The sequence below is a fragment of the Bradyrhizobium sp. UFLA05-153 genome (assembly GCF_054185185.1).
Genome location: NZ_JBBIAM010000118.1, coordinates 13,957 through 27,844, shown reverse-complemented (window position 1 = coordinate 27,844; position 13,888 = coordinate 13,957). Strand labels below are relative to the sequence as shown.

Here is a 13,888-nt window from a genome sequence, read left to right as displayed (position 1 = left end):
AGCCATATACGCCGAGAACAAATGGCAAGGCCGAGCGCTTCATTCAGACAGCGCTTCGGGAATGGGCCTATGCCCGAACCTATCCGACCTCAGATCGGCGCGCCCAGGAGCTGCCAATCTGGCTGCATCAATACAACTGGCACCGACCCCAGGGGGTATAAAATCTCAAACACCAATCAGCCGACTCGGTCTAACCGAGGACAACCTCTTGAGGCTCCACATCTAGTGCGCGTCCGGTTCAGTGCCCGGCGCCGGCGGCTTGTGCTGCGTCTGCGCCTGGTTGTTGCGCTCGCCGGTCTCCTTGCAGGCAAGCTGTGTCCACCAACCGTCCGGCGCCTGCTGATAGGCGCTGCAGGTTGACGCTGCCGATTTGTCTTCAGCGGGCTGGTTATTGGAATTCCTGGCGAGCACGGGCGCGGTCAACGCGCCTGCGAGCACACCTGCAAGCAGAATGTGGGCAATCCGCATTTTGGGGTCTCCTTGACGAAGCCGCCTGCATGCTTGCGAGGATTGTGACGATTGTTGGCCAATGCCACCGGTTCCATCGCGGCATGGCTAACGTTTGCGCACGAACGCCTCAGTGTCCCGCGGGCTCGATGGCGATGTCGTTGCGGCGGGCGCAGGCGCGCAGCCAGCCGATGATGCCGGGCTGCACCGAGAATCCGTAACTGTCCTCGACCGTCTTGGCCCTGACAATAAGGCTCGAGTCCTTCTCGATCGCCGCCGCAAGCGCGGCGCCGTGCTGCGGGAAGATGCCGATCTCGTCGGGCCCCTGGACCTGCGCGGAGAAGTCGCCGAACGGCGCGTTGCCGACCTTCAGCGTCGCCTCGATGGCCTGGCCTTCCGGCAGGTTGAGCTTGGAATCCTTCAGCATCATGGTCAGGCCCTTCGTGCGGCTCACCATCAGGAAAGTTCCGAGGCGGCGCGATGGCGTGTCCGTGCCGCCGACATAGTGACGGCGGATGAGGCAGATGATGATCGCGCCGTCGCGGTTGCGGAGCTCGGAGGCGTCCCAGCCCTCGATCTTCTGCTTGTCCTCGATGCCGGGCGGGCCGGCCGGCGTCGGCTGCATCACGGCGATCTTCGGCGAGCGCGCCCGCGGCGCGGGTATCTCCGGCGTGTTGGGATCGGTCGGCCTGTCGATTGCGATATCGAAGGTCTTGCTGCACAGCTTCAGCCAGGCAAGCGCGTCCGCAGGCAGGTTGAGCGCGATCGCGCCGGAATCGACACCGGCGCCTTGCGAGCGCAGTGTCACGGCGCTGGCTTTGCCAAGCGCCGTGAGCGCGCCGTCGGTATCGCCGGGATGGAGCGCGAATACGGGGCCGACCGGGAAGCCGACCGCCGGAAAGCCGCGATTATCGATCACGATCTCGGCCTGGTCGTCCAGCACCTGCTCGGTGGGCATTCCGTCATCCATCATCGAGATCACGAAGCCCGAGCCGCGGCTGATGTTGAGCACGAAGCGGGTATCGACCTTGCCGCCCGCCTCGATGCGCTGCCTCGGCGCGACCAGCACGCATTGCCTCACCTTGCCGTCCGGCCCGACCTGGGGCACGGCGCTCCAGGCGCCTCGCGGAAAGCGCACCTGCTGCCCCGCAACGGGCTTGTCCGCCGTCGCCGCGCAGGCGGGCAATGTTGCGGCGATGAGCGCCGCAAGCGCCGCCGTCCAGCGCTTCCAATGCGTATGTCCCCGAGGCATGGCCCCTCTCGCGTTTTCCTGAGCTTGAGGGGTTGGACGCGAAGGAGGGAGCTGAGGTTCACCGGGGGCGCAGGATGGGCTGCGGGACCGTCATTTGGCGTGAATGAGCCCGGCGAGGTTGGTCTTCTGGGCTTCGCACCAGCCGCTCATCCCGAGCCGACGCTGGTCGAGATCGGTCGATTGGGTTGCGACCGCAACCTCGGCCATCAGGTCATCGTCCTGCTTCTCGCCCATCTTGCCGCCGGTGTGCATAAAGGCGATGGCCTTGCGCACTTTTTCGGTCGTGCCGTCGGGCAGTTGCATGTCCTGCGCTCGCTTCACCAGGTCCTGATAGACGAGATCGGTGCCGGGGCATTCGACCTTGGCGGCGAAGGCCTGCAGGACCATCGTCACATAAACCGACCGCGGCGTGGCCTGGGCGGGTGCAGCAATCAGCATCAAGCCCGCGATCAACCAACCATAGCGCATTCCAATGTCCTCCCGTTTTTTTGGGAGGCTAGCGTCCGGCGTCCCGCTGCGCAATGGGGGTGGAAGATCGCGCGCGCTGGTGCGGGCCGTCAGGTCAGGACGCCACACACGAGGAATGCCGCCCCGTCATGCGATAGCAAATTCGGGATGGCGGTGCGTGACGAGCTAACCGGACCGTTGCCAGCTCGGAACGGGATCGAGCGGCGTACGATAGACCTCGTTGTGATCGCGGTCGGTGACGCGCACGGCGCAGCCCCTGTGCTGAAGATCAGGATTCACCTGCGACAACTCGTTGGCCAGTTGTTCAGCGCGATCGGAGGCGACCTCGAGGTCTTCGAGGATAATACTGCCCTGGTTCTTGAACTCTTCACCAACCACGAGATCGAAGTAGTAGTAAGGCATCTGAGGTCCCCAAGTCTTGACTAATCAAGTCCTGAATTCTCAAGTCCTGCGATGAGTCTCACGTCAGAGATCATATCACTGAGTCGATCTCTCCCGAACGAAGCGTCCGCGTAATCTCTGTGCGTATGACGCAAAAATCATGTGCAGCGCGCGAGGTCGTTAAGATTTTATTAAGTATGCGCGCGTCATGCTCGCAGCATGAAATTGTAGCAGAACCGGGCTCCGGGAACCGGCAGTTGCAAGAGAAGGCCGGCGGCATAGATCCCGACGGCCTTTTCTCTTTCCGTGCACAAGCACAAATCCCCGCTACCGTAGTCGCCCGGACTCAATGTCTCACGACGACTCAGACAGCGTCACCTCTGCTTCGCGTGAGCCAGCGCACGAGCGAGACGAGCGCGTAGATCATAATCGCAAGCGGTGCGAACAGCACCAGCATGCCGAACAGCGTCATGACGTTGGCGACGAAGTTGTCCGCGGCCTGCGGCCCTGCGATCGCTGAAATGATCCAGCTTGCCAGTCCGATCAGCGCAAACAGTCCGACGATCGCGAACAGAATGACCAGCGGGGTTGCCGCCAGCCATAGATTCGAAATGAAGCGTCTGATCGTCAGCATGGTGGTCAGCCCGAGGCGCATGTCCGGTCGGTGAGCGAACCGGTCCTCTGCCTTGGTCTCGCTGTGCCGCCGAAGGGTTCACGAGCCTGAGACTAGTGCACCGGCATCGGCGGGCGCACCACAGGTCCGTCGTCATCAGCGAGCTGCGAAGCGGAAGCAGGCGGTGGCGGCGGCGGAACGGCAGCAGCTTGCGGCGGAGGTGCGATCGGCGCCGGCGCGTAAGTCGGTGCATAGGCCGGGGCGGCGGCCACGGGCCTGGGTTTGCGCACAGGCGGCGCGGGCGGCCGCGGCGGCAGAGCAGAGAGCTTCGCGCGTGGATCGGCAATCCTGGCCTCAGCCGGTCTCGGCGGTGCGGAGGCCTTCGCGATCTCGCGTGCCATCTGCTCCTGGCTTGCTTTCAGTTCGGCGATGTTGGCCTTGAGCTGCTCGATCTGCTGCGTCATCGCGGCGAGATCGCGCGTCATCGACTGGAGCGACTGCGGCGCGTCGGACGCGGTCGCCGGTGCGCTCGTGTTGCTGTTGTCCTGCGCCTGAGCCGGAGTTGCCGGTTGCTCGGCGGGTTGATCAGCCGTGGTGGCTTGCTGCTCGGTTGACGCAGGCTGCTCCGTCACCGGCGGCGTTGCCTGCGACGGCGAAGCGACCAGGGCCGGCATCCATGCGGCGACCATCGCTTTCGCGGTATCACCGTGAGTCTGCCAGGCGACGGTGGCGGCGGCGCTGCCTGCGGCGAACAGCAGGGTGACGAACGCGCCCCTGAGCCATCTGCCGACCGACGAGCGCTTGCGTCTGATGTCGCCGGCCGCTGCGCGAACTGCGGTGTCGACCGACAGCGCCGCAGCGGGAGCCTCCGTCACCAGATTGATCTTCGGCTCCGGACGTAGTGCGCTGTCAGGCACGAGCGTGGGCGCGGCCTTGTCCGGGCGCGAGGCGAGGACGATCTCGGGTGCGATATCGAGCGCGTCGTGTGGATCGTTATCCTTCGTCGTGTCCTTGACGATTTCATCGACGATTTGCTTGCTGTTCAGCGTCGCGAGCATCGAGGCTCCTTAAACCTTGGTCGTCCGCATTTGCGCGAGCCGATTGAACGAGATCAGTCGGTCCTCCGCCCCCAGTGCGCACGAGTCCAGCCGGGTTTGACGAAAGCAAGGCGCCGGGAAGGAGAGTGTGGGGCCGCCCCTTGCCGGACATGCCGGCGGAACCCTCGCTCCCGTACACTTGTCAATTTTCCCGCGGTGCTGCCATTTTTTCAGCACGATTTGGGCAGCAGATGTCTATGGTTGGGGGCGCAACCTGGGGCAGGCTGTGCAAAAATCCTCTATCGCAATACTGGTAGCCGCGTTGCTGCCACTGGGCGGTTGCATGCAGGCGACACTGTCGCCGTCCAACAACGCGAGCATGACGCCGCGCGACCGGCAGTTGCTGGCGCATACGCCCTACGCGCAGGCGAGCGTGCCCGAACAATATCTCCGCCACATCGTCGACTATTCGCGCAAGGAGCAGCCGGGCACGATCCTGGTCGATACCGACGCGCGCTATCTCTACTACGTCCTGCCGGACGGAAAGGCGATCCGCTACGGCGTCGCCGTCGGCGAGGAAGCGATGGCATTCTCCGGGGTGGCGCGGGTTGGCAAAATGGCCGCGTGGCCGGACTGGATCCCGACGCCGGAGATCCAGGAGAGGCTGGGGCCTTATCCTTCGCGCGTTCCCGGTGGCGCAGCCAATCCGCTCGGCGCGCGGGCGCTTTACCTCTACGCCGGAAACAAGGACACGCTCTACCGCATCCACGGCACCAACCAGCCTGAATATATCGGCCAGGCGATCTCGTCCGGCTGCATCCGGATGCGCAATGAGGATGTGATCGATCTCTACGACCGGGTGAAGATGGGGTCGACCGTGGTAGTGCTGCCGCCGGGACGGACAGCGCAGTTCGGGGCGGCAGATGGCTTGCGCGGGTAGCGAATAACCGCAGAGGCGAAATCACCTCTGCGCGTGGCGCTATGGAACTGCAAAACGTGAACTGCCGCACAGCGGATTTGCTGCATGCGCGCTATGCCTCACGGGCTAGCTGCCATGGGAGGCACCATGCAGAAATTCTTTCATCAATTGAAAGATGACGACCGCCGCATTGCGCGAAAATGGCGGTGGGCCAGTGTCGGCTTCTACGCCTCAATCCTCGCGGGAATGATCCTGTACGCGGCGCTGCATTGGAATCCGGAGGTGAACTACGCCGCCGTCGATTCCGTGGCGCATGTAAAGGTCGCGAGCAGCCTGAGGCACTGAGATTCGAGCGGTCCTGCTATTCGTCGGGCCGGGCAATCCGCCATTGCAAGGTCGTGGCGTTGCCATTGGTGTCGCCGGGCTCCTTGTCGGCGGGAGACGTATAGAGCGGGCGATAGCGGTAGGCCCACATCTTGCTGCCGTCATTGCGGGTGACCACGGTGAAGTCGCCGACCGCCTTGGCGTCGGTGGGCGCTGACAGCGGCGTCCAGCTCTGGGTGCATTTGCCGTCGCAATTCGACGTCTTGCCGCTGGTGTCACGCTCATAATAATAAAGGGTCATACCCTTGAGATCGACCAGCTTTGGCCCTTGCTTGGTCAGGATCACGCGCGCAGGCGCGGTCGTGGCGTCGGGCTTTGGCGGCGGCGGAGCATCCGAGCCGTGTCCGTTGGCGAGCGCCTGCCCGGAAAAGAGCAGTGCGGCTACGGCCGCCATGACGAACCTGAACATCCAAGGCCCCCGATCGCAAAGTTAAGCACGCGTTAAGCGCAGAATGGGGGCGACGGTAGCAGCCGAAAGTTAGTTCCAGGTTTCGCCGCGTTGCGACAAATTTGGGCACCGGTTGCAATCGGCGAGGATTTGCGGGAACTCTATCGCACGCGATATCCAAGTGGGGAGTTACGCCATGGCCTTTTCGCTCTACGACGCAACGGTTGCCAACTATCTCCAGATTTTGGGTGCGGTCGGCGGCTTCCTCGACAAGAGCCTTGTCCATTTCAAGGAGAAGGGCATCGATCCGGCCGAGGTCGTGGAGACGCGCCTTGCGCCGGACATGTGGCCGCTGCGCGCCCAGGTGATTTCGGTCGCGCATCATTCGCGCGGCGCGCTCGCAGCGGCGAGGGACGGGGTGTTCGTCCCGCCTAGCATCAAGCCCGATCTCGACTACGCCGCGCTTCAGGCGCTGGTGACCGAAGCACGCAACGAGATCTCCGCTCTGACACCCGAGGCCGTCGATGCTCTGATCGGCCGCGATGTCACCTTCAAGGTCGGTGACCGCACGCTGCCGTTCACCGCGGAGGGTTTTCTGATGTCGTTCTCGCTGCCGAACTTCTTTTTCCATGCGACCACGACCTACGCCATCCTCCGCCACAAGGGAGCGCCGCTGGGCAAGCGCGATTTCATGGGCCGGCTGAAGCTGAAGACGTGAGCGCGCTCACGTCGGCGCCTCGCGCAGCGGAGCGCGGCTGAGATCGTTGCCCGCGGCGATCGCCTTGCGCAAGAGCCGCATCAATTCATTGGCCTCCTTGTCCGTCAGGCCGCGCAGCATGATCCGCTGCGCCGCCTCGACTGCCGGCGTGATGGCGCGCAGCGTCTTGCGTCCTTCGTCGGTGATCTCGAGTTCGCGAGCGCGCCGGTCGCGGCTGCTGGCGCGACGCTCGATGAGGCCCTTCTGCACGAGGCGATCGATCACACCGGTGATGGTCGTGCGGTCGTAGGCGATCAGGCCTGCCAACGTCACCTGGTCGAGCCCGGGATTGGCCTTGATGGTCGCGAGCGCCGCATATTGTACGGGCGTGAGATCGAACCCCGCGTCCTCCACCTCGGCGAGGAACACCGCCACTGCAATCTGCTGAAAGCGACGGGCCAGATGGCCGGGCATGTCGTTGTTGTCTTTCACCGGGCGCTCCTCGGATAGAGGGTGTTGACGAGTATACTGATGGTCAGTATACTGATCAATATTGAAGAAGGGGCTAACGCCGACAGCAAGCCCGAAAGAGGGGAGGAGCAGGTCTCATGCAGTTCCATCTCAATGGATTTTTGCCCGGCGACCCCGATATCGCCGACCCCGCAGAGCGCATTCAAGCCTCCGGTGCGACCGGCTCCGTTCCGGACCAGGTCGACGTTTTGATCGTCGGTTGCGGTCCGGCCGGCCTCACGCTAGCGGCGCAGCTCGCCGCGTTTCCCGACGTCAAGACCTGCATCGTCGAGCAGAAGCCCGGCCGGCTTCTCGTCGGCCAGGCCGACGGCGTTGCCTGCCGCACCATGGAAATGTTCCACGCCTATGGCTTTGCCGAGCGGGTGCTGAAGGAGGCCTATTGGGTCAACGAGACGACGTTCTGGAAGCCCGACGACAAGCACAGCGCAAACATCGTGCGCAGCGGCCGGGTGCAGGACGTCGAGGACGGGCTGTCCGAATTTCCGCATGTCATCCTGAACCAGGCGCGCGTGCATGACGGCTTTCTCGACGTCATGCGCAAGTCGCCCGCCAAGCTCGAGCCGCATTACGCGCGGCGTCTGATGGATCTCCATGTCGATCCCGCGGCGCGCTTCGAGGAACGCGCGGTGACGGTGAGGCTGGAGCGCGTTGATCCCGGCCATCAGGGCGAGATCGAAACCGTGAAGGCGCGCTATGTCGTCGGTTGCGATGGTGCGCGCTCCACCGTGCGCAAATCCATCGGCCGTGAGCTGCATGGCGATTCCGCCAACCACGCCTGGGGCGTGATGGACGTGCTCGCGGTGACCGACTTTCCCGACATCCGTTTCAAGGCGCTGATTCAGTCGGCCAATGACGGCAGCATCATCATCATCCCGCGCGAGGGCGGCTATCTCGTCCGCCTCTATGTCGAGCTGACGACGCTCGACATTGGCGAGCGTGTTGCGAGCCGCAACATCACCTCCGACGATTTGATCGCGAAGGCGCGCCGCATTCTGAATCCCTACACGCTCGATGTGAAGGAAATCGCCTGGTGGTCGGTCTACGAGATCGGTCAGCGCCTGACAGACAAGTTCGACGACGTGCCGGAGGCGGAGATCGCGATGCGACTGCCGCGCGTCTTCATCGCCGGCGACGCCTGCCACACGCACAGCCCGAAGGCGGGGCAAGGCATGAACGTCTCGATGCAGGACGCTTTCAATCTGGGCTGGAAGCTCGCCGCAGTGCTGCGCAAGCAGTGCGCGCCGCGCCTTCTGCACAGCTATTCGGCCGAACGCCAGGCAGTGGCCAAAGAGCTGATCGAGTTCGATCGCGAATGGGCGACGATCCTGGCCTCGGCCAAGGGCGACGGCAAGGCTGCGGATGCGGCCAAGACTCAGGACTATTTTGTCCGCCACGGACGCTACACCGCAGGCACGGCGACGCATTATCGGCCGGCCCTTCTCACCGGCAACACCACACATCAGCATCTGGCCAGCGGTCTCGTGATCGGCAAGCGCTTTCACTCTGGGCCGGTCATCCGCCTTGCCGATGCAAAACCCGTTCACCTCGGCCACGTCGCCAGGGCGGACGGCCGCTGGCGCATTTTTGCCTTTGCGGGTGCGGGCAACCCCTCGGCGGGCGAGGGCGGAATTGCCGCGCTCTGCAATTTCCTGAGCCAGGGACGGGATTCCCCGGTGCGGCGCTATACGCCTGGGGATGCGGATATCGATTCGGTGATCGATTTGCGGGCGGTGTTCCAGCAGGATCATCGCGAGCTCGCCATCGCCGCGATGCCGTCACTGCTTCTGCCAGCGAAAGGACGTTACGGACTTCGCGACTACGAAAAGATGTTCTGCCCCGATCTCAAGGGCGGTCACGACATCTTTGCGATGCGCGGCATCGATCGCAATGCGGGATGCATGGTCGTGGTGCGGCCGGATCAATACGTCGCACATGTGCTGCCGCTCGATGCCTACGCAGAGCTGGCGGCGTTCTTCGACGGCTTCATGTTGCAGGTGAATTGAGCGAGGAAATCGTAGCCCGGATGGAGCAAAGCGCAATCCGGGATTAGAGCCCGCGGGACGATACCCCGATTACGCTTCGCGCCATCCGGGCTACGCTTCAAAGAGCGTGTGATGAATGGCGGATGAATATTGAACCCGTCCGCCAACGGTCTTTTGGCTAGTTCGACGCGATGACGCGGAACGCTCGTTCCGTTCGGACGTTCCTGCTCGTACGAGGAGGATCACGCCATGAAGCTTAGACTTTTTTTTGCTGCAGCCATGCTGCTCGCGCCGACCGCCGCGCTTGCGGCGCCTGGCATCGTCACTGCGTCCGTCGGATTGAGGGCAGGGCCGGGGCCCGGCTTTCCGATGGTCGACCGTATTCCCGGTGGGGCACGCGTCAACATTCACGGCTGCCTGCGAGGCAATGCCTGGTGCGACGTGAGCTGGTCGGATGACCGCGGCTGGGTGTCATCGCAATATCTCGAATATCTCTACCGCAACCACTACGTCTATCTGCCCGACTATGTCGACGAGATCGACGTTCCCGTGGTGCCGTTCGTGCTGAGCTCGTACTGGTCGAGCTATTACGCCGGCCGACCCTGGTATCACCGCCGCGACTACTGGGCGAACTATTGGACCTCGCACGAGCGCGACGTGACGCGGTTGACGCTTGATCCGCGGGCCGCGCGCATCGGCCGTGCCGCGACGCGTGACGCCGCGATCGGCGTCGAAGGTCGGACCCGTGCAGGCGAAGCCGGGCGCGTAACGCGCGAGCAGTCTCAAGCTCGTGTGACGCGCGAGCAATCGCAGGCACGCGAGATCCGCGGCCGCCCAGCGGACGCACAGGCGCGGATGACGCGTGAGAACGCGGTGCGTGCGACGCATGAGAATGCGCGCGCCGCTGCCCATGAGAACGCGCGTGCCGCCGCCCGCGTGCAGCCGATGGCACGTCCGCAGCCGCAAATCGCACGCGGCCACGAGGCGCCGCGCGTCTCGGCGGCCCCCGCGGCACGTCCCGCGATGCCGCACGTCGCGCAACCCAATATCAGTCACGGCGCGCCGATGAACGCGCATGCGCAGATGCCGGCTCCGCGCGCGGCTGCACCCGCGACGCCCCATGTCGGCGGTGGTGGCGGTGCCCCCCATATCAACGCCGCGCCGCATGGCGGCGGAGCGCCGGCCGGAGGCCCTCCGGGCCGCGAACGGCACTAAATAGAGCGAAAGCCCGGCCAAGAGCCGGGCTTTTTCTTTCCGGCGTGCACAATTTGAGGCAATTACGCAGAGGTAGATTTCATCGAACGTAACAACTTCACCGGATGATTCGCTCGTCCACTCGGGGCAAGGGGCTTGCGGGAGGATGACGATGAGACAGCAAGGCCAGTCGGAGACGCGCCGGCAAAATGTCGCGATGAAATCGATGTCGAAGGAGGCGAAGCAGCTTGCCCGCGTGATCGCCGGCTATCGCGGTTCGCTTCTCGATCTCGACCAGCAGCGGACGCGGACGAAATTGTCCGACGCCGAAAAAGGCATCTTGGACGAGCGGCGTAATAATTTGCTTGTGACGATTGCAGCATTGGAAGACCGCCTCTCGGCGGTGCAAGGATTGATCGACCTCGGCCGGCCGCACATCATTCGCGTGCATTGACCGCCGCCCAGCGCGCCCGACATCCATAACCTGAGGGTTTCGCGCGCCGCGGCGGCGGTCGCGAGGCTGCACGATGCTCTGGACGGCACCAAATTGCCATGCTCCCGGCGAATTGCCGCCAAAGCCCGCTGGCACGTGAGAAGCGGGTGCAGGGATGTGCGATGGGGACGATTGTGGCTTACAAGATGGTCGCAGAACGCGACAATGAGACGTATAGGTTCGAGCGTGAGAGCCGGCTCGTGATCGTGGCGAAGGCTCGGGTGTGGGCGAGCGAAGGCTGGCAGGTCGTGATCACCGACCAGGATGGCAAGGCCTACGCGCCAGCCGAGTTCGAGGCGTTGCCGGCGGCCTGACCGGCCGCCCGATTGGGGTAGGGGACAATTTTGACGTCATCTGATCGATCGGGGCGTGGGCTGATCGCGCCCCTGTTTTCCGTGGCCGCAGCCGTCCTGCTGACCGCGACCGTTGCGCGCGCGCAAAATCTCGACGAGGGCAAGCCGCCGCAAAAACTGTTCGCCGATGGCTGCGCGAGCTGCCACCGCAGCCCGCGCGGGCTTGCCAAGGGGCGCTTCAGCTTCACGCTCTACTGGTTCCTGAAGGACCATTATGCGAGCAGCGCGGATTCGGCGAAGGCGCTGGCAGCTTACCTCGAGAGCGTCGACAGCCCGCCTGCCGGCAAGCCGCGCGCGGCCGCGAAATCCTCGAAGCCGGCCGGTGCGCCGCGGTCGTCTCTGCGGCCGCCAGCGCCGGTTCCGCAGAGGTAGACCGCCCTACGCGGCTACCCGCTCAGCTCGTGCGCACTTTGGAGGCACGCGAAGCCTGCGGATGTTTCCCTCGCGCATCCCGCGCGGCGGTATGCCTGGCTGCGCGTGCGGCCGCGAGCTTCCTCGCAGCAACCTTCTTGTGCGGCTTCGCCTCGGCCGCGGCCTGCTTGGAGGTCGAGCCGCCGCCGCGGCGGGAGACGTATTCCTGGCCGTCGATCGGGCCAACATGCGGCGGATCGTGGTCGAGATAGGGCCGCCCGATTCCGAGCACCTTGCCGTTGGCATCGACCCACTTCCACAGCAATTCGGTGGAGACCCAGCGCTGCGCGCGGTTCTCACCCTTGACGCTCACGATATCGGCGGCGAGCCCATGGCCATAACCGCCACGCGTGCTGCCGCCATGATACGACCGGTTGGAGGCGGCTTTCAGGCCGCTCGCGATCGACTGACGATAGTCGTCGCGGAAGGCGCTGGTGATGCCGGGCTCGAGACCCGCCGCCTGCGCAGCATGAAGCGCGTGGAACAGCTTGAGCTTGAAGCTGCGGTCCATGCCGCCGATCACGTAATCCATCAGCGACATGCCGGCCTTGTCCGCGGCCTTCGGATCCTTCCAGGCGAAATCCTCGTCGACGAGCTTGGTGAAGGTTCTCGTCACCGTCACCATCCTACCGCGCCGCTTGATCGTGACGCTGCGCCGCTCCTGCTCCTTGATCGAGTCCTCCTTGGGCGTGCGCTGATAGAGCGCCCAGAGATAGCGGTCGATGCAGACGTCGACGACGAGGCACTCGTCGGCGACTTCGAGCGGATCCGGACCCTCGCGCGTAGTTGCTTTCGCGTCGGTCACGACGGGCTCCGCGCTCGCTGCGGCGAGCGGCGGCGTGTCCGCGGGCAGCACGTCCGTCGGATCGGCGGAAGCGAGCTTGACGGTCGGCTCTTGCGCCTGTGTGGTGGTGACAGTCTCCGGCGTGCTTGAACTTGCGAGCGGCGGCGAGCTTTCCGCCGGCAGCATTTGCACGGGATCGGACGATGCAAGCTTGATGACTGGTTCAGGTGTGGCCGTGGCTGGTGCCACGTCGGTCGTCGTGCTCACCGCCGGCAGTGCGATCGTCGGCACGTCGATCACGGCGACGGGCTCGCTCGCGCTCGCAGCACGCGGGACGTCGGCAAGTTCAGTGTGCGCGGCGAGAGCTGGTGTGGAAGAGTCCGCAGCGACGTTGGCACTGCTGTTCTCGATTGCCGCCGGAGCAGCCGAGGCAAGCCACAGTGCAAAGGAACCCGCGAGAACCGCCGCAGGGCACGACACCGCCACGATGAGAGAGCGTTGATCGTTCATCATCCCAGCCTCCAAAGGCTCCTGCCGGAACCCGATTGCAACAGCCAAGCATGCGACGCAGCAATTGTTCGGGCGAGGATATGGCGGCGCAATGGCGTAAAAGGCGAAGGCAGAGCTTTTCAGCGCGAGTGTGGCCCGGCGGACACGCGCGGGTTCCATGCAGTTCCCTCAGAGTCTCAGCCGGCCGTCGCTGAGCCTCGCATGATCACGATGCTTCAGACACAAAAAGGCCGCCCAGCGGCGGCCTTTGAAGTCATAAAGCGCAGAGCCAATCAAAGTAGGTACCGCAAAGCCAGCCCCGGGTTTTTCAAAATCGGCACGAGCTCAAACGTCCTGCCCGGTCGCGTGGAGCTTAATGGAAAATTGTTGCACGCGTAAATGAGGAATTGTGACTTCGCTTAATGCAAAACCTTAACGCGCGATGCAGCGCGAACCGTCTTGGCCGGGACACGCCCCGGCCATGACGATGTGCAGATTGTGCTAACGCGTCAGCATCGCGCGCGATCGCCGGCTCCTATTTGCCCGGCGGCGTGTAGACGGCGGCGAGACGCGAGGCCTTTTCCGCGACCGACTTGAACTCGCCCATTTTCCAGGCGCGGACCGTTTCGATCTTCGACACCGCGCCGCTTGCAGCAGCCGCCATGCCGATCGCAATGGCATCGGAGCCGTCGGGCATATCGGTGACGATCACGGCATCATGCGCGCCGGTGGTCATGAACGCGCCGAGCAGCTTGCCGCCTGCCTTCTCGACCAGCTTGTTGACGACCTCCGAACGATCAGACGGCTTCTCGACGAGTCCCTTCACGCCTGCATTCGAATAGGAGACGTAGGTGATGAACAGTGGCATCGTTCCCTCCGTTGGGGTGATGAGCGCACAATCAGCTTTTTGAAAAAGGCGCCCGCAGGGGCGAGGATCAAGCCTGCCGACGGCATGCAAGCTGCCTCAAAGCAAAGCGGACTTCGGCACGTCCGTTGTGGCAGCGGGGAGGGACTATAGTCCCTTTTTCGAGCGCCACAATGCTTCGCCTCGCACATGAGGTCACG

Annotated in this window: 18 protein-coding genes and 1 pseudogene; 9 read left to right on the top strand and 10 right to left on the bottom strand. The window is 64.1% G+C overall.

The window, feature by feature from the left end; translation table 11 throughout:
* Positions 1-226, top strand: a pseudogene (locus Q2941_RS41370) (integrase core domain-containing protein); the annotation flags it as partial.
* Here the strand turns inward: Q2941_RS41370 and Q2941_RS41365 are convergent.
* The 6 genes from Q2941_RS41365 to Q2941_RS41340 all read right to left on the bottom strand — a co-directional run bounded on the left by Q2941_RS41365 (position 223) and on the right by Q2941_RS41340 (position 4,219).
* Positions 223-468, bottom strand: a complete 246-nt coding sequence (locus Q2941_RS41365; protein ID WP_458196108.1) for a hypothetical protein — start codon at positions 466-468, stop codon at positions 223-225. The pseudogene Q2941_RS41370 and the gene Q2941_RS41365 sit on opposite strands and share 4 nt — an antisense overlap.
* A 109-nt stretch (positions 469-577) precedes the next feature.
* Positions 578-1,699, bottom strand: a complete 1,122-nt coding sequence (locus Q2941_RS41360; protein ID WP_458196107.1) for a hypothetical protein — start codon at positions 1,697-1,699, stop codon at positions 578-580.
* Positions 1,700-1,789: 90 nt separating this feature from the next.
* Positions 1,790-2,167 (bottom strand): hypothetical protein, encoded by a 378-nt coding sequence (locus Q2941_RS41355; protein WP_027526776.1) that lies wholly within the window; start codon positions 2,165-2,167, stop codon positions 1,790-1,792.
* Between the two features lie 165 nt (positions 2,168-2,332).
* Positions 2,333-2,569, bottom strand: a complete 237-nt coding sequence (locus tag Q2941_RS41350) for a DUF6894 family protein (protein ID WP_458196106.1) — start codon at positions 2,567-2,569, stop codon at positions 2,333-2,335.
* A gap of 343 nt (positions 2,570-2,912) precedes the next feature.
* Positions 2,913-3,182, bottom strand: a complete 270-nt coding sequence (locus Q2941_RS41345; protein ID WP_458196105.1) for a hypothetical protein — start codon at positions 3,180-3,182, stop codon at positions 2,913-2,915.
* A 92-nt stretch (positions 3,183-3,274) separates the two neighbouring features.
* Entirely contained in the window at positions 3,275-4,219 is a 945-nt protein-coding gene (locus Q2941_RS41340) for a hypothetical protein (protein WP_458196104.1), read from the bottom strand.
* Between the two features lie 322 nt (positions 4,220-4,541).
* Between Q2941_RS41340 and Q2941_RS41335 the strand changes: the two genes are divergently transcribed.
* Together Q2941_RS41335 and Q2941_RS41330 are read left to right on the top strand one after the other, a co-directional pair.
* The gene (locus tag Q2941_RS41335) at positions 4,542-5,138 is read left to right on the top strand and encodes a L,D-transpeptidase (RefSeq protein WP_198031887.1); all 597 of its coding nucleotides are present in this window, start codon (positions 4,542-4,544) and stop codon (positions 5,136-5,138) included.
* A gap of 126 nt (positions 5,139-5,264) precedes the next feature.
* Complete coding sequence (locus Q2941_RS41330) at positions 5,265-5,462, top strand: hypothetical protein (RefSeq protein ID WP_198031888.1); 198 nt, start codon at positions 5,265-5,267, stop codon at positions 5,460-5,462.
* A gap of 16 nt (positions 5,463-5,478) precedes the next feature.
* Here the strand turns inward: Q2941_RS41330 and Q2941_RS41325 are convergent, their stop codons facing one another.
* Positions 5,479-5,910 carry a COG4315 family predicted lipoprotein gene (locus tag Q2941_RS41325; protein ID WP_458196103.1) on the bottom strand — a complete coding sequence of 144 codons (432 nt, stop codon included), beginning with the start codon at positions 5,908-5,910 and terminating at the stop codon, positions 5,479-5,481.
* A gap of 175 nt (positions 5,911-6,085) precedes the next feature.
* Between Q2941_RS41325 and Q2941_RS41320 the strand changes: the two genes are divergently transcribed.
* A complete protein-coding gene (locus tag Q2941_RS41320) occupies positions 6,086-6,607 on the top strand; it encodes a DUF1993 domain-containing protein (protein ID WP_458196102.1) in 522 nt (173 codons plus the stop codon).
* 6 nt (positions 6,608-6,613) lie between these two features.
* Here Q2941_RS41320 and Q2941_RS41315 read toward each other — a convergent pair whose 3' ends face one another.
* The gene (locus Q2941_RS41315; RefSeq protein ID WP_458196101.1) at positions 6,614-7,078 is read right to left on the bottom strand and encodes a MarR family winged helix-turn-helix transcriptional regulator; all 465 of its coding nucleotides are present in this window, start codon (positions 7,076-7,078) and stop codon (positions 6,614-6,616) included.
* A gap of 116 nt (positions 7,079-7,194) precedes the next feature.
* On the opposite strand from Q2941_RS41315, the gene Q2941_RS41310 reads away from it, so the two are divergent.
* The 5 genes from Q2941_RS41310 to Q2941_RS41290 all read left to right on the top strand — a co-directional run bounded on the left by Q2941_RS41310 (position 7,195) and on the right by Q2941_RS41290 (position 11,511).
* Positions 7,195-9,120 carry an FAD-binding monooxygenase gene (locus Q2941_RS41310; RefSeq protein ID WP_458196100.1) on the top strand — a complete coding sequence of 642 codons (1,926 nt, stop codon included), beginning with the start codon at positions 7,195-7,197 and terminating at the stop codon, positions 9,118-9,120.
* 228 nt (positions 9,121-9,348) lie between these two features.
* Positions 9,349-10,314, top strand: coding sequence for an SH3 domain-containing protein (locus Q2941_RS41305; protein WP_458196099.1), 966 nt, complete (start codon positions 9,349-9,351; stop codon positions 10,312-10,314).
* 145 nt (positions 10,315-10,459) lie between these two features.
* Complete coding sequence (locus tag Q2941_RS41300) at positions 10,460-10,747, top strand: hypothetical protein (protein WP_027526787.1); 288 nt, start codon at positions 10,460-10,462, stop codon at positions 10,745-10,747.
* A gap of 161 nt (positions 10,748-10,908) precedes the next feature.
* Positions 10,909-11,100 carry a hypothetical protein gene (locus Q2941_RS41295; RefSeq protein ID WP_156944707.1) on the top strand — a complete coding sequence of 64 codons (192 nt, stop codon included), beginning with the start codon at positions 10,909-10,911 and terminating at the stop codon, positions 11,098-11,100.
* A 30-nt stretch (positions 11,101-11,130) separates the two neighbouring features.
* Positions 11,131-11,511, top strand: coding sequence for a hypothetical protein (locus tag Q2941_RS41290; protein ID WP_458196098.1), 381 nt, complete (start codon positions 11,131-11,133; stop codon positions 11,509-11,511).
* A gap of 22 nt (positions 11,512-11,533) precedes the next feature.
* Here the strand turns inward: Q2941_RS41290 and Q2941_RS41285 are convergent, their stop codons facing one another.
* Complete coding sequence (locus Q2941_RS41285) at positions 11,534-12,844, bottom strand: hypothetical protein (RefSeq protein WP_458196109.1); 1,311 nt, start codon at positions 12,842-12,844, stop codon at positions 11,534-11,536.
* Positions 12,845-13,358: 514 nt separating this feature from the next.
* Positions 13,359-13,691 carry a GYD domain-containing protein gene (locus tag Q2941_RS41280; RefSeq protein WP_027526791.1) on the bottom strand — a complete coding sequence of 111 codons (333 nt, stop codon included), beginning with the start codon at positions 13,689-13,691 and terminating at the stop codon, positions 13,359-13,361.
* Positions 13,692-13,888 lie beyond the last annotated feature (197 nt).